This window comes from Acidovorax sp. JMULE5, from assembly GCF_013376875.1.
Lineage (GTDB): Bacteria > Pseudomonadota > Gammaproteobacteria > Burkholderiales > Burkholderiaceae_C > Acidovorax > Acidovorax facilis.
This window is the reverse complement of record NZ_CP035951.1, coordinates 4,413,590-4,433,765: the sequence shown is the minus strand read 5'-3', so window position 1 is coordinate 4,433,765 and position 20,176 is coordinate 4,413,590. Positions and strand designations below refer to the sequence as shown.

The 20,176-nt window shown below is 66.8% G+C and carries 23 protein-coding genes; 17 read left to right on the top strand and 6 right to left on the bottom strand.

The window, feature by feature from the left end:
• Positions 1-91: 91 nt before the first annotated feature.
• The 6 genes from EXV95_RS20200 to EXV95_RS20175 all read left to right on the top strand — a co-directional run bounded on the left by EXV95_RS20200 (position 92) and on the right by EXV95_RS20175 (position 6,207).
• On the top strand, positions 92-1,753 hold the full coding sequence (locus tag EXV95_RS20200; protein WP_176888219.1) for a sugar ABC transporter ATP-binding protein: 1,662 nt from the start codon (positions 92-94) through the stop codon (positions 1,751-1,753).
• Positions 1,750-2,742, top strand: coding sequence for an ABC transporter permease (locus EXV95_RS20195; RefSeq protein ID WP_176888218.1), 993 nt, complete (start codon positions 1,750-1,752; stop codon positions 2,740-2,742). The genes EXV95_RS20200 and EXV95_RS20195 overlap by 4 nt, the downstream gene beginning before the upstream one ends.
• Before the next feature lie 57 nt (positions 2,743-2,799).
• Entirely contained in the window at positions 2,800-3,822 is a 1,023-nt protein-coding gene (locus EXV95_RS20190; protein WP_176888217.1) for a LacI family DNA-binding transcriptional regulator, read from the top strand.
• Positions 3,819-4,763 carry a ribokinase gene (gene rbsK / locus EXV95_RS20185; protein ID WP_176888216.1) on the top strand — a complete coding sequence of 315 codons (945 nt, stop codon included), beginning with the start codon at positions 3,819-3,821 and terminating at the stop codon, positions 4,761-4,763. The genes EXV95_RS20190 and rbsK overlap by 4 nt, the downstream gene beginning before the upstream one ends.
• Positions 4,760-5,149: a D-ribose pyranase gene (gene rbsD / locus EXV95_RS20180; RefSeq protein ID WP_176888215.1), complete on the top strand. Its 390-nt coding sequence runs from the start codon at positions 4,760-4,762 to the stop codon at positions 5,147-5,149. Before rbsK ends, rbsD begins: the two co-directional genes overlap by 4 nt.
• Positions 5,150-5,274: 125 nt before the next feature.
• Positions 5,275-6,207, top strand: coding sequence for an MBL fold metallo-hydrolase (locus EXV95_RS20175; protein ID WP_176888214.1), 933 nt, complete (start codon positions 5,275-5,277; stop codon positions 6,205-6,207).
• A 137-nt stretch (positions 6,208-6,344) separates the two neighbouring features.
• Here the strand turns inward: EXV95_RS20175 and EXV95_RS20170 are convergent, their stop codons facing one another.
• A complete protein-coding gene (locus tag EXV95_RS20170) occupies positions 6,345-6,944 on the bottom strand; it encodes a DUF4124 domain-containing protein (protein ID WP_176888213.1) in 600 nt (199 codons plus the stop codon).
• Between the two features lie 91 nt (positions 6,945-7,035).
• Positions 7,036-9,021, bottom strand: a complete 1,986-nt coding sequence (locus tag EXV95_RS20165) for a lytic transglycosylase domain-containing protein (RefSeq protein ID WP_121422202.1) — start codon at positions 9,019-9,021, stop codon at positions 7,036-7,038.
• 14 nt (positions 9,022-9,035) lie between these two features.
• Here EXV95_RS20165 and EXV95_RS20160 point away from each other — a divergent pair, with 14 nt between their 5' ends.
• From EXV95_RS20160 to EXV95_RS20150, 3 genes are all read left to right on the top strand, one after another.
• Positions 9,036-9,608 (top strand): 5-formyltetrahydrofolate cyclo-ligase, encoded by a 573-nt coding sequence (locus EXV95_RS20160; protein WP_121422201.1) that lies wholly within the window; start codon positions 9,036-9,038, stop codon positions 9,606-9,608.
• 126 nt (positions 9,609-9,734) lie between these two features.
• On the top strand, positions 9,735-10,427 hold the full coding sequence (locus EXV95_RS20155) for a glutathione S-transferase family protein (protein WP_176888212.1): 693 nt from the start codon (positions 9,735-9,737) through the stop codon (positions 10,425-10,427).
• 8 nt (positions 10,428-10,435) lie between these two features.
• Complete coding sequence (locus EXV95_RS20150; RefSeq protein WP_176888211.1) at positions 10,436-10,744, top strand: NIPSNAP family protein; 309 nt, start codon at positions 10,436-10,438, stop codon at positions 10,742-10,744.
• 24 nt (positions 10,745-10,768) lie between these two features.
• Here the strand turns inward: EXV95_RS20150 and EXV95_RS20145 are convergent, their stop codons facing one another.
• Positions 10,769-11,224: a hypothetical protein gene (locus EXV95_RS20145; protein WP_121507639.1), complete on the bottom strand. Its 456-nt coding sequence runs from the start codon at positions 11,222-11,224 to the stop codon at positions 10,769-10,771.
• A 45-nt stretch (positions 11,225-11,269) separates the two neighbouring features.
• Here EXV95_RS20145 and EXV95_RS20140 point away from each other — a divergent pair, with 45 nt between their 5' ends.
• Together EXV95_RS20140 and EXV95_RS20135 are read left to right on the top strand one after the other, a co-directional pair.
• The gene (locus EXV95_RS20140; RefSeq protein ID WP_176888210.1) at positions 11,270-12,523 is read left to right on the top strand and encodes a multifunctional CCA addition/repair protein; all 1,254 of its coding nucleotides are present in this window, start codon (positions 11,270-11,272) and stop codon (positions 12,521-12,523) included.
• 129 nt (positions 12,524-12,652) lie between these two features.
• Positions 12,653-13,111, top strand: coding sequence for a GNAT family N-acetyltransferase (locus EXV95_RS20135; RefSeq protein WP_176888209.1), 459 nt, complete (start codon positions 12,653-12,655; stop codon positions 13,109-13,111).
• A 35-nt stretch (positions 13,112-13,146) separates the two neighbouring features.
• Here the strand turns inward: EXV95_RS20135 and EXV95_RS20130 are convergent, their stop codons facing one another.
• Entirely contained in the window at positions 13,147-13,788 is a 642-nt protein-coding gene (locus EXV95_RS20130) for an NrsF family protein (protein WP_176888208.1), read from the bottom strand.
• Positions 13,785-14,330 (bottom strand): sigma-70 family RNA polymerase sigma factor, encoded by a 546-nt coding sequence (locus tag EXV95_RS20125; RefSeq protein WP_176888207.1) that lies wholly within the window; start codon positions 14,328-14,330, stop codon positions 13,785-13,787. The genes EXV95_RS20130 and EXV95_RS20125 overlap by 4 nt, the downstream gene beginning before the upstream one ends.
• Before the next feature lie 215 nt (positions 14,331-14,545).
• On the opposite strand from EXV95_RS20125, the gene EXV95_RS20120 reads away from it, so the two are divergent.
• From EXV95_RS20120 to EXV95_RS20105, 4 genes are read left to right on the top strand one after another with little or no spacing between them, the layout of a single operon-like run.
• Positions 14,546-14,833: a DUF2282 domain-containing protein gene (locus tag EXV95_RS20120; RefSeq protein ID WP_176888206.1), complete on the top strand. Its 288-nt coding sequence runs from the start codon at positions 14,546-14,548 to the stop codon at positions 14,831-14,833.
• Between the two features lie 2 nt (positions 14,834-14,835).
• Positions 14,836-15,684 (top strand): DUF692 domain-containing protein, encoded by an 849-nt coding sequence (locus EXV95_RS20115; RefSeq protein WP_176888205.1) that lies wholly within the window; start codon positions 14,836-14,838, stop codon positions 15,682-15,684.
• Positions 15,675-16,457 (top strand): DNA-binding domain-containing protein, encoded by a 783-nt coding sequence (locus EXV95_RS20110; RefSeq protein ID WP_176888204.1) that lies wholly within the window; start codon positions 15,675-15,677, stop codon positions 16,455-16,457. Before EXV95_RS20115 ends, EXV95_RS20110 begins: the two co-directional genes overlap by 10 nt.
• Positions 16,457-16,930, top strand: coding sequence for a DoxX family protein (locus EXV95_RS20105; RefSeq protein WP_176888203.1), 474 nt, complete (start codon positions 16,457-16,459; stop codon positions 16,928-16,930). Before EXV95_RS20110 ends, EXV95_RS20105 begins: the two co-directional genes overlap by 1 nt.
• Positions 16,931-16,944: 14 nt before the next feature.
• On the opposite strand, the gene trxC is transcribed toward EXV95_RS20105, so the two are convergent.
• Positions 16,945-17,382: a thioredoxin TrxC gene (gene trxC, locus EXV95_RS20100; protein ID WP_055396427.1), complete on the bottom strand. Its 438-nt coding sequence runs from the start codon at positions 17,380-17,382 to the stop codon at positions 16,945-16,947.
• A gap of 231 nt (positions 17,383-17,613) precedes the next feature.
• On the opposite strand from trxC, the gene otsB reads away from it, so the two are divergent.
• Both otsB and EXV95_RS20090 read left to right on the top strand, forming a co-directional pair.
• The gene (gene otsB / locus EXV95_RS20095) at positions 17,614-18,351 is read left to right on the top strand and encodes a trehalose-phosphatase (protein ID WP_055396426.1); all 738 of its coding nucleotides are present in this window, start codon (positions 17,614-17,616) and stop codon (positions 18,349-18,351) included.
• Positions 18,348-20,153: a glycoside hydrolase family 15 protein gene (locus EXV95_RS20090; protein ID WP_176888202.1), complete on the top strand. Its 1,806-nt coding sequence runs from the start codon at positions 18,348-18,350 to the stop codon at positions 20,151-20,153. The genes otsB and EXV95_RS20090 overlap by 4 nt, the downstream gene beginning before the upstream one ends.
• The last annotated feature ends 23 nt before the right edge of the window (positions 20,154-20,176 follow it).

Genomic DNA, 20,176 nt, shown 5'->3' with positions numbered 1-20,176 from the left:
CAACACGGCGCCTAGCCAGAACCGCTTCGCTGAACTTTGTTCACCGCTCCACAGATAACGCCTGCCTCGCAGCCGCAACCTTCAAGCCGTCATGCCCCATCTCTCGTCCACCCCCCAGTCCCCGCCCCTGCTCGCCATCCAGGCCGTGGGCAAGGACTACACCGCCACCGTGCTCGATGGCGTGAATGTGGAGCTGTTTGCGGGCGAGGTGCTGGCGCTGACCGGCGAGAACGGCGCGGGCAAAAGCACACTGTCCAAGATCCTCTGCGGGCTGGAGCAACCCACGCGCGGCGGCATGGTGCTGGGTGGTCAAACCTACACCCCCACCTCGCGCCGCGACGCCGAGCGCCAGGGCGTGCGCATGGTGATGCAGGAGCTGGGCCTGGTGCCCACGCTCACCGTGGCCGAGAATTTGTTGATGGGCCGCCTGCCGCACCGGCTGGGCTGGCTGCAGCGCGATGTGCTGCACGCCGCCGCCCGCGCACAGCTGGCCAAGATCGGGCTCGACAGCATCGACCCCGCCACGCCCGTCTCGCAGCTGGGCATCGGCCAGCAGCAGATGGTCGAGATTGCGCGCAACCTGCAGGACGACACGCGCATCCTGGTGCTCGACGAGCCCACGGCCATGCTCACCCCGCGCGAGACAAACTACCTGTTCGAGCAGATCGCCCACCTCACCGCACGCGGCGTTGCCATCATCTACGTGTCGCACCGGCTCGAAGAACTGCGCCGCATTGCCGACCGCGTGGCCGTGCTGCGCGATGGCCGCCTGGTGGACGTGCGCCCCATGGCGGGCATGAGCGAAGACGACCTGGTGCAGCGCATGGTGGGCCGCGTGGTGAGCGACCTGGACCACCGCCCGCGCCGCCCTGTGGGCCCGGTGGTGATGAGCGCTGAAAACCTGGGCCGGGGCACCGCCGTGCAGGACGTGAGCCTGGAGCTGCGCGCCGGCGAGATCTTTGGCATTGCCGGGCTGGTCGGATCGGGCCGCACCGAGCTGGTCCGCCTGCTGTTTGGCGCTGACCGGGCAGACCGTGGCAGTGTCACGCTGCACCCAGAATCTGAACAAAAACAGCCTCTAGCGCTTGATGGTCAAGCGCAAGCAGCTACAAACTCAATAGCAAAACCAAATACCACGGCAGCCCCTGCGGCGCGCACTCTTTCGCGTGGTTTCGCCTCCCCGCTGCAGGCCATCGCCGCCGGTGTGGGCCTGGTCACCGAAGACCGAAAATCGCAGGGTCTGCTGCTGTCGCAGCCCATCCGCATCAACGCCACGCTGTCCGACCTGTCGGCCGTCTCGCGCGGCGGCTGGCTGCAGCGCGGGCTCGAAAGCCGCCTGGTGCAGGGATTCATCCGCACCCTGCGCGTGCGCTGCCACGGCCCGGAACAACCCGTGGGGCAACTGTCGGGCGGCAACCAGCAAAAGGTGGTGTTTGCCCGCTGGCTGCACCGCGAAGGCCGCGTGTTGCTGCTGGACGAACCCACGCGCGGCGTGGACGTGGGCGCGCGCGCCGAGCTGTACGGCGAGCTGGACCGCATGGCCGCCGAAGGCCGCGCGCTGCTCATGGTGTCGTCCGACCTGCGCGAACTCATGGCCATGGCCGACCGCATCGGCGTGATGAGCGCGGGCCGCCTGGTGGCCGTGTTCGAGCGCGGCGAATGGTCTGAACAATCCTTGCTGGCGGCCGCGTTCTCCGAGCCCGGCGGACGCACCAGCACACCGTCTTCAACCCCTTCTCCTGTCACCGCATGAACGCCCCCACCTCCTCTGTCGCGCCCGCTGCGGCACCCTCCTCTGCCTCGGTCTGGCGCAGCCAGCTGGGCACCTACCTGGGCTTGCTGGCCGTGCTGGCAGGCATGGTGGCGCTGTTCTCGTCGCTGTCCGAATACTTCTGGAGCGCCGAGACCTTCATCACCATCGCCAACGAGATCCCGGCCCTGGCCGTGATGGCGGTGGGCATGACCTTTGTGCTCATCATTGCGGGCATCGACCTGTCGGTAGGCTCGGTGATGGCGCTGGCCGCTGCGACCTCGGCCGCCGCCATCCTGCAATGGGGCTGGACGGTGCCCGCCGCCGCCGCGCTGGCGCTGGCCACGGGCCTGGTGTGCGGCACCATCACGGGCACCATTTCCGTCGCGTGGCGGCTGCCCTCGTTCATCGTGTCGCTGGGCATGCTTGAAGCCGTGCGCGGCAGCGCGTATGTGGTCACTGACTCGCGCACACAGTACGTGGGCGATGCAATCTCGTGGTTGTCGGCGCCGTTTTTTGGCGGCATCTCGTTCGCCTTCTTGCTGGCCGTGGTGCTGGTGGTCGTGGCGCAGTTGGTGCTGTCGCGCACAGTGTTCGGCCGCTGCGTGGTGGGCATTGGCACCAATGAAGAAGCCATGCGCCTCGCAGGCGTGGACCCGCGCCCCATTCGCGTCATCGTGTTTGCGATGACCGGCCTGCTCGCGGGCCTGGCGGGCCTCATGCAGTCGGCCCGGCTCGAAGCCGCCGACCCCAATGCGGGCACCGGCATGGAGCTGCAGGTGATTGCGGCCGTGGTGATTGGCGGCACCAGCCTCATGGGCGGGCGCGGCTCGGTGGTCAACACCGCGTTTGGCGTGCTCATCATCGCGGTGCTGGAGGCGGGTCTGGCCCAGGTGGGCGCCAGCGAGCCCAGCAAGCGCATCATCACGGGTTTTGTGATCGTGGCGGCTGTGATCGTGGACACGCTGCGCCAGCGCCGCGCCAAGGTCTGAGAGACTGATTACCGCGACCGTCTGCCCCACCAACAACGACCTCATTCTTCTTTTTGCATGGCTACTATCAAGGACGTTGCGCGCCACGCCGAGGTGTCGGTCACCACGGTGTCGCACGTTGTCAACGGCACGCGCCGCGTGAGCCCCGAGGGGCGCGAGCGCGTCGAGGCCGCCATCCGCGCCCTGGGCTACGTGCCCAGCGCCATTGCGCGCAGCCTCAAGAGCAACAACACGCGCACGCTGGGCATGCTGATCCCCAACAGCTCCAACCCCTACTTTGCCGAGATCGTGCACAGCGTGGAAGACCGCTGCTTTGGCGCGGGCTACAACGTCATCCTGTGCAACACCAACGACGAGGCGCACCGCCAGGGCACCTACCTGCAGGTGCTGGCCGAGCGGCGCATCGACGGGCTCATCGTGGTCTCCACCGGGCATGACGCCACGCTGGCCACGCAGCTGGCGGGCCTGTCCATCCCCACCGTGCTGGTGGACCGCGAAATCGACATCGCCGGGCAACAACCCTGCGACCTGGTGGAAACCGCCCACATGCAGGGCGGCCTGCTGGCCACGCGCCACCTGCTGTCGCTGGGCCACCGCCGCATTGCCTGCATTGGCGGCCCCGAAGGCATTGCGCCCAGCGAGCAGCGCATTGCCGGCTGGCGCACGGCCCTGGCCGACGCGGGCTGCGGCACCGGCGAAGGCCTGCTGTGGCACGGCAACTTCACCAGCCAGGGCGGCTACGAAGCCATGCACGCGGTGCTGCGCGCGCCCGAGCCGCCCACTGCCGTCTTCGTGTGTAACGACCTCATGGCCATGGGCGCGCTGTGCGCCGCGCACGAACGCGACCTGCGCGTGCCCGAGGCACTGTCCATCGTCGGCTTTGACGACATCGAACTCACCGCCTTCACCAGCCCGCCGCTCACCACCGTGGCCCAGCCCAAGCAGCGCATCGGCGCACTGGCGGTGGACATGCTGCTGGAGCGCATCGACGGCAAGCGCCAGGACGCACGCAAAGTGATGCTGCAGCCCGAACTGCGCGTGCGCGCCTCCACGGCCCATGCGCCTGGAGGTGCGGCATGAGCACCACCCACACGCCCCGCATCGCCGTCGTCGGCAGCCTGAACATGGACCTGGTGCTGCAGGTTCAACACGCGCCGGGCCCTGGCGAGACCGTGCTGGCCGACGCCCTGCACCTGGTCCCCGGCGGCAAGGGCGGCAACCAGGCCGTGGCCTGCGCACGCCAGGGCGCCCAGGTGGCCTTGTTCGGCCGCGTGGGCGATGACGGCTACGGCCACACGCTACGCGCCGGGCTCGATGCCGACGGCATAGACCACAGCGGCGTGCAGACCGACACCGACACCACCACCGGCGTGGCCGCCATCACCGTGGAGGCCAGCGGGCAAAACCGCATCGTGGTCGTGCCCGGCGCCAACGGCCGCTTTGTGCTGGATGCCGCCGCGCTGGGCACCGCACTGCACGGCGCAGGCGGCCTGGTGCTGCAGTTCGAAACCCCCCTGCCCCAGGTACTGGCCGCCGCCGAGATGGCCCGTGCGGCGGGTTGCCCGGTGGTGCTGAACCCCTCGCCCATCCAGCCCCTGCCCGATGCGATGTGGCCGCTGGTGCACACGCTGGTGGTGAACGAGGTGGAAGCCGCCGCGCTGGCGGGCCAGAGCGTGACCACGCCCGCCGATGCCGCGCAGGCCGCGCAGGCCCTGCGCGCCAAGGGCCCCACCCAGGTGGTGGTGACCCTGGGCGCCGCCGGAGCCGTGGCCGCCGATGCTGCAGGCAACCGCTATCACCCTGGCCTGGTCGTGCAGGCGGTGGATACCACGGCCGCAGGCGACACCTTTCTGGGCGCGCTGGCCGTGGCACTGGCACGCGGCGAGCCGCTCGATGCCGCCGTGCGCGAGGGCATCCGCGCTTCGGCGCTGTGCGTCACCCAGCCCGGCGCCCAGCCCTCCATCCCCACCCGCGCCGCCGTGGCGCAAAGCCCCCAACCGCCCGCCTGGAGCCCCCTGTGAAACGCACCGCCCTGCTGCACGCCGAACTCTCCCACGCCATCGCCACCCTGGGCCACGGCGACATGCTGGTGATTGGCGACGTGGGACTGCCCATCCCCAATGGCCCGCGCCGCATTGACCTGGCGCTGACGCCGGGCATCCCGGCCGTGGCCGATGTGCTGCGGGTGGTGCTGGAAGAAATGCAGGTCGAAAAAGCCGTGATCGCCACCGAAGCCGTGGAGCGCAACGGAGGCCAGTTGCCCACGTGGTGCCAGCTGCCTGTGGAGCCTCGCACCCTATCGCACGAAGAGTTCAAGCGCCTGACCCAGCAGGCCCGCGTGATGGTGCGCACCGGCGAGTGCACCCCGTATGCCAACGTGATCCTGGTGGCGGGCGTCACGTTCTGACACAGCCTGGGTGGCCAGGCTGCGGGTTTTGGAGGACTTCGGGCAGGCACGACCTGCGGTACGCTGGGCATCAGCCCACGGCGCGGCGTTGAAGCCCGCCACCGAAGCCCCGAATTCCTGCCCCCATGCCCACCACAGCGCCCCACGATCTCCTCCCCCCTGAAATCACCGTTCTCGAACGCGGCTGGCTTTCGGCCAACAACATCCTCTTCATCGGCCAGCACGACACCGCCATCGTGGACACGGGCTATTGCAGCCATGCCGGGCAGACCGTGGACCTGGTGCGCGACGCACTCGCGGGCCGCAAACTCGACCGCCTGCTCAACACCCACCTGCACAGCGACCACTGCGGCGGCAATGCCGCGCTGCAAAAGGCCTGGCCCGGCGTGCTCACGGCCATTCCACCCGGCCAGGCCGACCATGTGCGCCAGTGGGATGCCTATGCGCTCAGCTACACCCCGACGGGCCAGGAATGTCCGCCCTTTCGGGCCGACACGCTGCTCATGCCCGACTCCTGCGTGCTGCTCGGCGACAAGCCCTGGCAGGTGCATGCCGCGCCGGGCCACGATCCGCATTCGGTGGTGTTGTTCGAGCCCCAGGGCCGCGTGCTGATCTCGGCCGATGCGCTGTGGGAAAACGGCTTTGGCGTGGTGTTTCCCGAGCTGGAAGGCGAAGACGCGTTCGCCCAGGTGGCCGCAACGCTGGATGTGATCGAGCAGCTATCGCCCCAGGTCGTGATCCCCGGCCACGGGCCGGTGTTTGTCGATGCGCCCCGTGCCATCGATGGCGCACGCCGCCGCCTGGACGGTTTTGTGCGCAACCCGGGCAAACATGCGCTCTATGCGGCCAAGGTGCTGCTCAAGTACAAGCTGTTGGAATGGCAGCAGATCAGTCTCCAGGACCTGGCTGCCTGGGCGCAGGCCACGCCCTACTTCGGCATGCTCCGCGAGCGCCACTTTGCCGATCAGGCCGAGGTTGAATGGCTTGGCAGCCTGAGCGACGAACTGGTGCGGTCCGGTGCGGCCACCCGCCAGGGTGACATGCTGCACAACGCATAGATACGACGTCCGCCCGGACCTTGGCATCCCTGCTGACCCCAGCAATGCACCTCAGTCAGTGCCGCCACGGCACGCCCTTGACAGAGCCGCTGCAGGCGTCTCTCTTGGGGGACGGCACACAGCGCCTCGGCACGGCTTCAATGCTTGTGCTGCTTGTCGCACCCCGTCACATGGTTGTTGCTGCTGGACATGCACTGGTAGAACGCCTTCTTGTTGCCCGATGCGCCCTGGCAGTCCGATAGGCTGTATTTGCCCTTGGCTTCACGGATCTTGGGTGCCGCCTTGTCAAAGTCCGCCTGGGCCATGTAACCGTCGCGCACGTTCTTCTGGCCCACTTCCAGCATGAGGTCGGCTTGGTAGTGGATGTTGTCCACTGCGGTGGCGCAGTTGAGCGGCACTTGCTTGCCGTCCACCGTGCCCAGGGCCTTCTTCAGCCCCTCGCCAAATTCCTGAACGTCTTTTGGAATCTTCTTGGTGCCGTCGGGGTTGAACTGGGTGGCACCCGCCGACTTGCCAGCAGAAGAGGCACTGCCCTTGCTGCCTGCCCCACCGCTGCCACTGGTGCCGTTGTTGTTCTGCAGCTTCATCGGCTCAGCATCCTGCGAGGTACTCGGCGGCTGCGATCCGTAATGGGTTTTGCCGTCGGCATCGACCCACTTGTACACCGGCTGCGCCTGCGCTGCTGCGCCCAAAGCCATCGCCAGGGCGACCATGGCCACCCAACCCAGTTTTCTCATGGTTTACCCCTCCAAATATTGGAAAAAATAGGCGCTAGCGCTTATCCGATAAGCGCCAGCAGCTCTTCTATTTATAGCAACCACCGACCCATCAAGGCAAATCCTTGTTCACCTCTGGCAACGCCGCATCACGCGGGCCGATCGTGCCCAGGCGGCTCTTGAGCGACTGGGGCTGACCGGTGAGCATGGCTGCGTAGTTGGTGGTGTTGGACAGCACTTTCTTCACATAGTCACGCGTCTCGGCAAACGGCACGTTCTCGGCCCAGATGGCGGCGTCCAGCACCGGGCCGTTGCGCCAGCTGCGCGGGCGGCCGGGGCCTGCGTTGTAGGCGGCCGCGGCCATGGGCATGGAACCCGCAAAGTCGTCCAGCGCGAGCTTGAGGTAGGCCGTGCCGATGGTGATGTTGGTGTCGCGGTCATTGATCTGGTCGGCCGTGAAACCGTTCAGACCGATCTTCTTGGCCGTCCAGCGCGCGGTGGCGGGCATCACCTGCATGAGGCCCGAGGCGCCCACGTGCGAGCGCGCATCCATGATGAAGCGGCTTTCCTGGCGGATCAGGCCGTACACGTAGGCCGGGTCCAGGCCGATGCCATTGGCACGCTCCACCACCGCGCTGCGGAAGGGGGTGGGAAAGCGCTGCGTAACGTCCACGACGCTCTTGGTGCGCTCGCTGGTGTTGATGCAGCGGTCCCACACCTCGCGCTGGCAGGCGAAGTCGGCGGCGGCCAGCAATTCGCGGTCGGGCATGCCGCCGCTTTGGTGCAGGTTGGTGGTGTAGTTCCACTCGCGCACGCCTTCGCTGCGCAGGCCCAGAAGGATGGCGTACAGGGCGCGGTTGAGCCCCGGGTTGGCGCGAGCGGCGGCCTTTTCTTCGGCGGTGAGGGGTGCGGGCGCGGGCGGCGTGGTGATGCGCTGGCCCAGCTCTTCGAGCGCCAGCTGCTCATAGAAGCCGCGCGTTCCGGCAATGCCTTCGAGCAGTTGCCGTGCTTCGGCGCGTTCGGCATCGCTCACGCGGCCCGCCAGCAGCGAGCGCGCCTTCCAGTACACCCAGGTGCTGTCCTGGCGGCCTTCAGGGCCCATGGCGTCCACAGCCTTGCCCACGGCCTTCCACTGGCCAGCGCGCAGGGCGGCACGCACCTTCCAGCCCAGCAGGTCGTCGTTGAGGTCGCTGTCCTTGGTCACATTGGCAAAGTAGCCATGGGCGTTGCTGGCCAGCTTCTGCGCGGCGGTCTTGCCAATCACGCCCCAGGCCCAGTTGCGCTCTTCGGCAGAGAGGTGCACGCCCCATTTGTTCTCCAGCTGGTAGGCCGCGCTGTCCGGGTCGCTGGTGGCCAGCTTCAACAGGGCGAGCAGCACCAGTTCCTGCCGGGCCTTGCCAGCGGCAGTGGCGCGCGAGAGCAGGTACTTGCTGGGCGCATCGAGCACATCCTTGACCTGCGGCAGCGATTCCGGCGAGACGATTTCGACCGCCGTGCGCACCACGCGGGGGCGGTTGGCCTCCACACCCAGGCGGGCCTTGCGCCACACATCCAGGGCCGAGAGCTTCTTGTAGCCATACAGCTCGCGCGCGGCGTGGGTGCAGCCATCGTCGGCGTCGCGGATCGCATACCAGTTGCTGCGCACGTCCTCGGCCACGGTGGCTGGTGCCGTGCCCTTGATCTGGTCGATCAGGAGGGCGTAGCAGCGCACTTCGCGGTCGTCCGACATGCGGTAGCTCGGGTGCTGCTCGGCAAACTGGCTCCAGTCGCGGCGCTGACCCAGCAGCAGCAGCCAGTCGTTGCGCAGGCGGTCTTCCTGGTAGGTGCCGGCGTAGCGCTGCATAAAGGACTGGATCTCCTGTGGCGAGGCCTCGCCAAGACGCACGCGCAGCTCCCAGTAGGCAGCCCAGGGTTCCAGCGCGTGGCCACGTGCGGCGGGCAGCAGCTGCGCGAGCTTGTTGCGGTCGCCCTTGCGGAACGCCTGCTGCATCTCCAGCAGGGTATCGTCACCACGGTTTTGCGCCATGACAAGGGGCGCGGTAGCAGCCAGCAGGGTGGCGGCCACAAGGGGTGTCAGAATCGCTCTGAGAAATTGCATGGGGGAATTATCTGATGGACAAAGCAGCCCTTCGGCGCGCATTGATAGAAGAACGCCTCAACCTGCCCGACCGCCTACAGCGGGCCGACCTGTTACAGCAGGTGATGCGCATCTGGCTGGTGAACCGGCCCGATACGGTGATTGGTGCCTACTGGCCCATCAAGGGCGAGTTTGACCCCCTGCCCGCCCTGCACCGCTGGAAGGAAGACGGCGAGTTGCTGGACGAGCCCCTGCGCCGCCGCATCGGCCTGCCCGTGGTCAACAAGCAGCACAAGACCCTCACCTTCCACGCCTGGTACCCCGGCTGTCCCATGGAAGAAGACGCCTACGGCATCCCCAAGCCCAAGGACACTGAGGTCATCGTGCCCACGCTGCTGTTTGTTCCGTGCGTGGGCTACGCTCCGGGTGGCTACCGGCTGGGCTATGGCGGTGGGTTTTACGACCGCACGCTGGCCACGCTGCAGCCCAAGCCGTTCACCGTGGGTCTGGGCTTCACCCATGGCTATCTGGATGATTTCGAGCCTGAGGAGTTCGACCTGCCGCTCGATGCCATCCTGAATGACAACGGGGTGGTCTGGCCTGTCTGAGCGGCCAGACCGGCTCCTCGGGGCCCGGTGATGCGCGCTACGCATCATTCAGGCCTTTTTTGGCATCGCTGGCGCATCGCGCAGCCGCTAGCATGGCGAGCTGACCTTCATTTTTCAGGTGCCCCCATGCTCAAGCTCTACATCGGCAACAAGAACTACTCCTCCTGGTCCATGCGCCCCTGGGTGCTGCTCAAGCAGGCGGGCATCGCGTTTGAAGAAGTGCGCGTGCGCTTCGACAGCTTTGACGCCGATTCGGAGTTCAAGCGTGTGATGAGCCCCGTGAGCCCCACGGGCAAGGTGCCTGCACTGATCGATGGCGATCTGGTCGTGTGGGACACCCTGGCGATTGCCGAATACGTGGCCGAAACCCACCCCGACAAGAAGCTCTGGCCCGCAGACGCCAAGGCCCGAGCGCGCGCACGCAGCGTCTGCGCCGAGATGCACAGCGGCTTCACCGCCCTGCGCGGCAACTGCCCCATGAACATTGAGGCGAATCTGGCCGATGCCGGCGCGCTGATCTGGCGCGACAAAGCCGGCGTGCGCACCGACGTCCAGCGCCTGGTGGAGATGTGGAGTGCACTGCTGCAGGAGCACGGCGGCCCCCTGCTGTTTGGCGACTTCACCGTGGCCGACGCCTATTTTGCCCCCGTGTGCATGCGCCTGCACTCTTATGCCCTGCCCGTACCCACCCCCATCAAGGCCTATGTAGACCGCGTGCGCGCACTGCCCGGCGTGAAAGCCTGGATCGACGAAGCCCTGGCCGAGAAGGACTTTCTGGACTTTGAAGAGCCCTACCGCCTGCGCCATACCGAGGGTTGAGCATCGCCATGGCTGTCACCATCTACCTGCGCTACGTGCTCAACACCAGCAAGCTCAAGGAGTTCGAACACTACGGCAAGCTGTGGATTCCACTGGTCGAGAAGTTCGGCGGCCAGCACCACGGCTACTTCATGCCCAGCGAGGGCGCCAACAACATTGCGCTGGCGCTGTTCACGTTCGAGAGCCTCGCGGCCTACGAGGTGTACCGAGAGCAGTCGATGCAAGACGCGGAGTGCCAGGCAGCGTTCCGCTACGCCGAGGAGACGGGGTGCATCGTGAGTTATGAGCGGAGTTTTTTCAGGCCGGTGTTCCGCTGAACAGGCGTGGGCGCACCCGCCCAACTACCGGAACTGCTTGCGCAAAAACGGCTTGTGCCGCGCAATATGCGCTAACTGGGCGGGGGCAATGGTGCCGCCCAGGTCTTCCTCCTCCGCGTTCAGTACCTGGTTGGCATAGGCGAGTGCACGCGCTACCACCTCTTCGTCGCTCACACCCTGCTGCGCAGCCAGATCCAGCGCCACGCGCTTCATGGCGCGCTGTGACAGCATCCACATGGCGCCGAAGGCATCCCACGCGGCCATCGCTTCCTTGAACTTGTCGCGGTCGGCCAGGATTTCATTGAGCGGCTTGGCCAGGATCTCTTGCAGGTCGTCCACCTTGGCTTTCAAGGCTTCGAGCTGCGCCTCGCGCTGCAGGGCTTCGGCGGCGGCGTTGGCCGCTGCGTCGGGCGCCGTGGGCACGGGCACGCTGCCGTCGGGGTTGAGCTGGGCAATGGTGAGTTCGGACGATAGGGACATGGTGGGCTGGAATATACGGCCGAGGGCTCGTCCTAAACTACACCGATGCAAATCTACATGGTAGGCGGCGCGGTCCGCGACAAGCTGCTGGGCCGGCCGGTGAATGACCACGACTGGGTTGTGGTGGGTGCCACGCCCGAGCAGATGCTGGAGCTGGGCTACCTGCCCGTGGGCCGAGACTTCCCGGTGTTCTTGCACCCCGAGACACGCGAGGAATACGCGCTGGCCCGCACCGAGCGCAAGAGCGGGCGCGGCTACCGGGGCTTTGTGGTGGAAAGCTCGCCCGACGTGACGCTGGAAGAAGACCTTTCCCGCCGCGACCTCACTATCAATGCAATAGCTACTAGTGCTTATGGGACAAGCGCTGGAGGCATTTTTGACCCATATTCTGGAGCCAAAGACATCGAGGCGCGGGTGCTGCGCCATGTGACGGACGCCTTCCGCGAAGACCCGGTGCGCATTCTGCGTGTGGCGCGGTTTGCAGCACGATTTACCGACTTCACGGTGGCGCCCGAGACGATGCAACTGATGCGCGAGATGGTGGCGCATGGCGAGGTGGACCACCTGGTGGCCGAGCGCGTGTGGCAGGAGCTGGCGCGGGGCCTGATGGAAGACAAACCCTCGCGCATGTTCGAGGTACTGCGCGAGTGCGGCGCGCTGGCCGTGCTGTTGCCCGAAGTGGCGCGCCTGTGGGGCGTGCCCCAGCGGGCCGAGTACCACCCCGAGGTGGACACCGGCGTGCACCTGATGATGGTGCTGGACATGGCGGCCCGGCTGCAGGCACCACTCCCCGTGCGGTTTGCCTGCCTGGTGCATGACCTGGGCAAGGGCACCACGGCCGCCGATATGCTGCCGCGCCACATCGGGCATGAGGAGCGCAGTGCGGAGCTGCTGAAAGATGTGGCCGAGCGCCTGCGGGTGCCCGTGGACTGCCGCGAGACGGCCGATGTGGTGGCGCGCGAACATGGCCACATCCACCGCAGCACCGATCTGTCGGCCGCCGCGCTGGTGCGCCTGCTGGAGCGCTGCGACGCCATCCGCAAGCCCGAGCGGTTCGCCGACATCCTGTTGGCCTGCGAATGCGATGCACGCGGACGGCTGGGGTTTGAAGAATCCGCCTACCCGCAGCGCCAGCGGCTGGCGGCTGTGCTGGCGGCCGTGCAGTCGGTGGTCACGCGCGACATTGCAGCACAGGCGGCGGCCAAGGGCGTGGCTGGGCCGCAGGTGGGTGCGTTGATCCACCAGGCGCGGGTGGAGGCGGTGGCGCGGTGGCTGCAGCCCCGCAGCGACGTTGCCTGACCCTGCACACGACCGCCCAAGACGCGGACAGCCCCCTCCTACAATCCGCGTCCGCCTGTATTCCATCCGGGGTACAGCCTTGCAAGAATCTGGTGCAGTTTCGCGCCCCACAGCCGTCCCAATGTCTCCATGACCACTGTTCACATCCGCCTTGCCACCCCGGCCGACGCCGACACCGTCGCGCCGCTGTTTGATGCCTACCGGCAGTTCTACGAGCAGGCGCCAGACCTGGCCGGAGCGAAGGCCTTCATCGCGGAGCGGTTAGAGCGTGAAGAGTCGGTGATCCTGCTGGCGCTGGATGCGTCGCAAACGGCGGTAGGCTTTTGCCAGCTCTACCCCACGTTCTGCTCGGTGGAGGCCGCCCCTATCTACACGCTGTACGACCTGTTCGTGGCCCCCGCCGCCCGCAAGACAGGCGCCGGACGCAGCTTGCTGATGGCAGCAGAAGCCACGGCCCGCACCCATGGAAAGGTGCGCATGGACCTGACCACAGCACACACCAACACCACCGCGCAGTCCCTCTACGAATCGCTGGGCTGGACGCTGGACACGGTTTTCCGCGCCTACAACAAACGCGTCAGCGCCTGAACCACCAGGGCGCTTGGCACACTTGCCGCGCCCCCTCACCAACGCAGCAGGCGCGGCCCCAGCACCGCCCCCAGCGCAGTCGGGATGGTCATGCCCGCCACATACCAGACAGCCAGGAAGGGCGTGGCCATTTCGGGGCAATGCAGGGCGTACACCAAGGCGCCCAGCGCACCCGCCAGCAAACCAGCGCCCGCACCCGTCCACACCAGGCGCGTGGGGGCTGCGCCCTTGAGGGCCCAAAAGCCTGCAACAAATGCCGGCATCGACAGCGCAGCGATATTGAACGGGCAGGTGCGCCAGGTGCTGCCTAGGATGAGCGGCATGCGCTCTGCGGCGGACACCTGCGACAACGCCCACAACGCCATGGCCCACAGCACCAGCGGCGGCACGGCCAGCCACAGGGCTGCGTGGCCCAGCGCCATGCCCGGGCGGGCCATGCGGCGCAGCAGCGCCAACCCGGCAGCAGCGAGCGCGGCGGCAAACACCAGCTTGCCCCAGAACATGGGCAGCGCCATGGTGGCCAGCAGATCAGGGCGCAGACCGAACAGGGCCAGCATCAGCACCCCGGCGCCGGCAATGCCCGCCAGTGCGGCCACCACAAAGCGCTGCTCTATCGCGTTGCGCTGCACCGGCCGGTCATCGGCGGCCAGCAGGTGGATCAATTCATCGGTTTTCATGCCATTCCCCTGATCTTGGCGGCCAGGGCCTTGAGCCCCCGGTGCACGCCGACTTTGACAGCCGATTCCGACAGCCCCGTGAGGCGCGCCGTCTCGACCACCGACAAACCTTCCAATTTCACATACTCAATCGGCAGCCGCTGCTTGTCGGGCAGCGTGCGCAGCAACTGCCCCAGGTCCCGCCGGGCTTCGTCGGCCTCGCTGTCGCTGCTGGCAAACAACTCGTCGGCATCGTCCAGCGGGTCGTTGCGCCCCTCTTTGACGGCATGCGAGCGCAACCAGTCGATGAGCTTGTAGCGCGCAATCGCGTGCGCCCAGGCCGTCACCGGCATCTCAGGCCGGTAGGTGTGGCGCTGGTTGTGCACCGCCAGCAGCGTCTCCTGCACCAGGTCTTCCACCTCATCGGGCCGCTGCGTAAGGCGGCGTCGCAAAAAGGCGCGCAGGTGGGCGCTCAGCTCTTTCAAAAAGCGCTGGTAGGCGGCTGCGTCGGCATCCAGCCCCTGCATCAACAAGCCGCGCAGGCGTTCTTCCACACTCTCCATGGTGTCTCCCTGCAAGAAATTCGTATGCCGGAGCCATTGGGTTACAGGCATCGCAAAAAAATGTTTCGCCATGCCGCTCCGAAATTTTTTTTGTACAGCGCTGTAACCCGCAAGTTGCGCTGCGCGAATTACAACGCAGATCGGGCAGTTCAACGCGGCCTCTCGCTGCACCCCGATCGGATTCAACCCTGACCCAACCCTCGGAGAACCGTACCATGACCACTCGCACCCTCAGCCTCGGCGCCCTTGCCCTTGTAGCCCTGACCTCTGGCGCCGCCATGGCCCAAACCACCTCCATGGACGGCGCCAAACCCGCCATGGAGAAGTGCTACGGCGTCTCGATGGCTGGCAAGAACGACTGCGCCGCCGGCCCCGGCACCACCTGCGCGGGCTCCGCCAAGGTGGACTACCAGGGCAACGCCTGGAAGTTTGTGCCCGCAGGCACCTGCACCACGATCAAGACGCCCAAGGGCATGGGCATGCTGACGCCCATGAAGGGCTGACCATGGCATCCCCTCTCACCGCTGGCCTGGGCCTCAAGCCCCAGCACTATGACGAGGCGCTGCACTGCACCGCCCCGGGCCTGTGGTGGGAGGTGCACCCCGAAAACTATCTGGCCGAGGGTGGCCCCCGCCTGGCCTGGCTGGAGGCCATCCGCGCGCGCCATCCTGTGGCGCTGCACGGCGTGTCGCTGTCGCTTGCTGCCGATGCTCCGCCGGACGCGGCACACCTGGCGCGACTGGCAGCCCTTGCAAGGCGGGTGGAGCCAGTCATCATCTCGGAGCACTTGGCGTGGTCCACCTGGCGCGGGCAGTACCTGCCCGACCTGCTGCCGTTTCCGCGCACGCACGCGGCCCTGCAGCGCATCGCAGACAACATCGCCCGAACGCAGGATGCGCTGCAGCGCCCCATCGCCATCGAGAACCCCACGCACTACCTGCACATCGACGGCCACGACTGGCTTGAGACCGAATTTCTGACCGAGCTGGTGCAGCGGACTGGCTGCGCCCTGCTGCTGGACGTGAACAACGTGTACGTCAGTGCCAACAACCTGGGCTTTGACGCGCAGACCTACCTCGACGCCTTTCCCCTGCACGCCGTGGCCGAAATCCACCTGGCGGGCCACCATGCCGACCCGGTGCATGGCGATGCCCTGCTGATCGACAGCCACGACGCGTCCATCGCCCCGGTGGTGTGGGCGCTGTACGAGCAGGTGATCGCGCGCACAGGCCCCGTGCCCACCCTCATCGAACGCGACGACAATCTGCCCGCATTCAGCGAACTGCTGGCCGAGCGCGACAAGGCCCACAACGCGCTGACAGCGGCGCAGCCCGAGGAGGCAGCATGCAGCTGAGCGCATTCCAGGACGGCTTCTCTGCCGCGTTGCTCGGCCATGCGGAGCACGCACCGTGGCTGTCTGCGCTGGAATCCCAGCCCGGCTTTGCCGTGTACCGCAACACCGTGCTCAAGGGCTGCATTGATGCCCTGCAGGCCAGCTACCCCACGGTGTGCCAGCTGGTGGGCGGAGAATGGTTCCGCGCCGCCGCGGCGGTGTATGCCCGCGCGCAGCCGCCGGCTGACGGACTGCTGATGGACTACGGCGCGGAGTTTGCTGACTTTCTGGCCGGTTTTGCACCAGCGGCCGAGCTGCCTTACCTGCCGGCCGTGGCGCGCCTGGACCGCGGCTGGACCGAATGCCATCTGGCGGCAGACGCCACCGCTGTGGACCGCAACTGGCTGGCACAGCAGGCGCCCGATACATTGCCCCTGGTGCAACTGCGCCTCCACCCCGCCGCACGCTGGGCCTGGTGCGAGGAGCATCCCGCCTACGCGTTGTGGCAGAGCCACCGCGAAGGTCTGCCCCCCACAGAGCCGCTAGACTGGACCGGCGATGGAGCCTTGCTCACCCGGCCCCACGCACCCGTGACGTGGCGCCCACTGTCGCGCGCCGGAGTGGCCTTTTTGGACGCCTGCGCCCAAGGCCAGACGCTGGAGGCAGCCGCCACTTCAGCCCTTGCGGCCGAGCCCACCGCAGACTTTGCGGCCCTGATGGGCACCTTGCTGGACGCTGGCGCATTGATACCCACCGACTCACACCAATTCACACCGAGGCCAAGGAGCCCCTGATGACCACCAGCACACATTTCCCCACTGCACCCGCCAAAGGCCAGCGCAAGCTGTTGGCGCGCCTGGCCGATGCAGCCACCTCGCTCACCCCGCACAGCCTGCTGGCGATGGTCAACCGCGTGGCAATTGCAGGCATCTTCTGGCTTTCAGCGCGCACCAAAGTCGAGGGGTGGTTCACCATCTCCGACAGCGCCTATGCGCTGTTCCGCGACGAGTACAAGCTGCCCCTGCTGCCACCCGAGCTGGCGGCGCAGATGGCCACCGTCGCAGAGCATCTGTTCCCTGTTCTTCTGGTGCTGGGCCTGCTCACGCGCCTGTCGGCCCTGGCCTTGCTGGGCATGACGCTGGTCATCCAGGTGTTCGTGTACCCCGATGCCTGGCCCACGCACCTGTCATGGGCGGGGCTGATGCTGTACCTGGTGGGGCGCGGCGCAGGCAACGTGTCACTGGACCGGGCACTCGGAATTCGTTGAGGCGCCTGTCTTTTTTAAACTGCCGCTGTTCGCACCCAGCGCACGATGTCCGCAGCCCCCAGCGCGCCCGAAACGCGCGCGACCTCGCGCCCCTGCTGAAACAAAATCATGGTCGGAATGCTGCGGATCGCATAGCGCGCCGCGATGGCCTGGTGGTCTTCGGTGTTGAGCTTGGCCAGACGCACACGCGGCTCCAGCTCGCGGGCGGCCTGCGCAAAGGCCGGGGCCATCTGGCGGCAAGGCCCGCACCAGGGCGCCCAGAAGTCCACCAGCACGGGGATGTGGCTGCGCACCACATGCTTGTCAAAACTGGTGGCATCCAGTTCCAGCGGCGCCCCCGCGAAAAGGCGCTGATGGCACTTTCCGCAATCGGGCGCGTTGCCCAGGTCGGCGCGCTGCACTCGGTTGGTGGTGTGGCAATGGGGGCAGACGATGTGCAGGGCTTCGGTCATGGTGCGGCAATCGGTGTGAGCAAAAACGGGCCTCTTAGAACCTGTTCAAGATCTTTTCGGGGATCGCAACAGGTTCTTACACATGGCGGCACAAGCCGGGCGTTTCAAGAGCGGGCTTCGCAGTCCTGGGGTCTTGATGTTGCACCCCGTCGCACACCTTGCGCGCGTTTACCAGCGCTGAAACACCCTTTCACCCGGGTCAGCTTCACCGCGTCTGATAAGGTTTCGCCCATGCAGCTGCTCCCCCTACTGACAACTGCCCATGCGCTTTTTCTGGACTTTGACGGCACGCTCACCGAGCTGGCGCCGCGCCCCGAGGCGGTGCGCATCGCTTCCGGGCTGGTCCCCACGCTGTCATCGCTGTACACCCATCTGGACGGCGCGCTGGCCATCGTGACCGGGCGGCCTGAGGCCGACATCGACGGATTTCTGGCCCCGCTGCACCTGCCGCTGGCCAGCGAGCATGGTGCCCAATACCGACTGACCGACACATCCCACCCGGCCGTTCTGCCGCCAGACCTGGAGAACGTTCTACGGGCTGCGTACGACCTTGCGGCGCACTATCCGGGGTTGCTGGTAGAGCCCAAGCGCGCGAGCGTGGCCCTGCACTACCGCCAGGCCCCCCACCTGGAAGGGTTGTGCCACGACACCCTCGTGCGCGCCATGCAGCAGGTGGAGGGTGTGGAACTGCTGCGCGGCAAATGTGTCTTTGAAGTGAAGCCCCGGGGCGTCCACAAAGGCCAGGCCATTCTCGATTTCATGACACAGGCCCCCTTTGCCGGGCGCACCCCAGTCTTCGTGGGGGATGACGTCACCGACGAGGCTGGCTTTGCCGCCGTTCAGGCCCTGGGCGGCTGGGGCATCAAGGTGGGCGAAGGGCCGACCATGGCACAACACCGCTGCATGACATCCGCCGCCTTGCGCGGCTGGCTGTCTTCCGCACGCACGACCTTGGAGCGCGAACGATGAACACGGCAGCCAACGATCCCCAAGCAGGCTCACTCAACCTCGGGATGATCGGCAACTGCGCCATCAGCGCACTGATCGACAACCACGCCCGCATGGTGTGGTGCTGCCTGCCCCGTTTTGATGGCGACCCGGTGTTCAACGCCCTGCTGCAGCCCGGCGACGAAGGCAGCCACTTCGCGATCGAACTGGAAGACCTGGCATCGGCCCACCAGTGGTACGAGCCGAACACCGCCATCCTGCGCACGCAGCTGTTTGACAAGGCGGGCCACGGCATCGAGATCACCGATTTTGCGCCGCGCTTTTACAGCCGCTCGCGCTACTTTCGCCCCATGACGCTGGTGCGCCGGGTGCGCCCCATCCAGGGTGCGCCGCGCATCCGTGTGGCGCTCAAGGTGCGCTACGACTGGGGCCAGACTACCCCCGAGATCACACGCGGCAGCAACCACATCCGCTACGTGGGCGAGAGCATGACGCTGCGCCTGTCCACCGATGCGCCGGTGTCGCATGTGCTGTCGGGCCAGGCATTTGTGCTCACACGCGAACACAACTTTCTGCTGGGGGCGGACGAGACGCTGGTGGAGGGCATTGCCGACACCGCGCGCCTGTTTGAGCAGGAGACCACCTCCTACTGGCGCAGCTGGACCCGCGCTCTGGCCGTGCCGCTGGAGTGGCAGGAGGCCGTGATCCGCGCAGCCATCACGCTCAAACTCTCGCTGTACGAAGACACCGGCGCCATCGTGGCCGCCATGACCACCAGCATCCCCGAGTCCGCCCACAGCGGCCGCAACTGGGACTACCGCTACTGCTGGCTGCGCGATGCGTTTTTTGTGGTGCGCGCGCTCAACAGCATCTCCGAGGTGGGCACCATGGAGGACTACCTGCGCTGGCTGAGCAACGTGGTGGTCGAAGGCGGCGATGGCCACATCCAGCCGCTGTATGGCATCGGGCTGGAAAAAGACCTGCCCGAGCGTTTTGTGCCGCAGCTGGCGGGCTACCGGGGCATGGGTCCGGTGCGCGTAGGCAACCAGGCGGCCGAGCATTTTCAGCACGATGTGTACGGCAACATCGTGCTGGGCGCAGCCCAGGCGTTCCACGACCACCGCCTGCTGCACCGTGCGGGCCTGGCCGAGTTCACGCGGCTGGAACAGGTGGGCGAGAACGCGGTGCGTGTGTATGGCCAGCCCGACGCTGGCATGTGGGAGCTGCGCACGCGCGCCCGGGTGCACACCTCGTCCGCGCTGATGAGCTGGGCAGCCTGCGACCGGCTGGCCAAGATCGCCGCCACCCTGCAGCTGGCCGACCGTACCAGCCACTGGCAGCAGCATGCCGACCGCATGCGCGCCGAGATCCTCGACAAATCCTGGTGCGAAGCGCGCCAGGCGTTCGCCGAGAGTTTTGGCGGCCATGAACTCGATGCGAGCGTGCTGCTGATGGCCGAGGTGGGCCTGATCGACCCCAAGGACCCACGCTTTGTGAGCACCGTGGAGGCCATGGAAAAGAGCCTGTGCGACGGCCCCTACATGCGCCGCTACGAGGCGGCCGACGACTTCGGCAAGCCCGAGACGGCCTTCAACATCTGCACCTTCTGGCGCATCGACGCGCTGGCGCGCATTGGCCGCAAGGCCGAGGCCCGCGCCATCTTCGAGACCATGCTGGCCGCCCGCAACCCGCTGGGCCTGCTGTCCGAAGACACGCACCCCGAGACCCAGGAAATGTGGGGCAACTTCCCGCAGACCTACTCCATGGTGGGCGTCATCAACGCCGCCGTGCGCCTGTCGGCCCCCTGGGACAGCGTGATTTGAGGCACTGTCCGACAGCGGCCCGG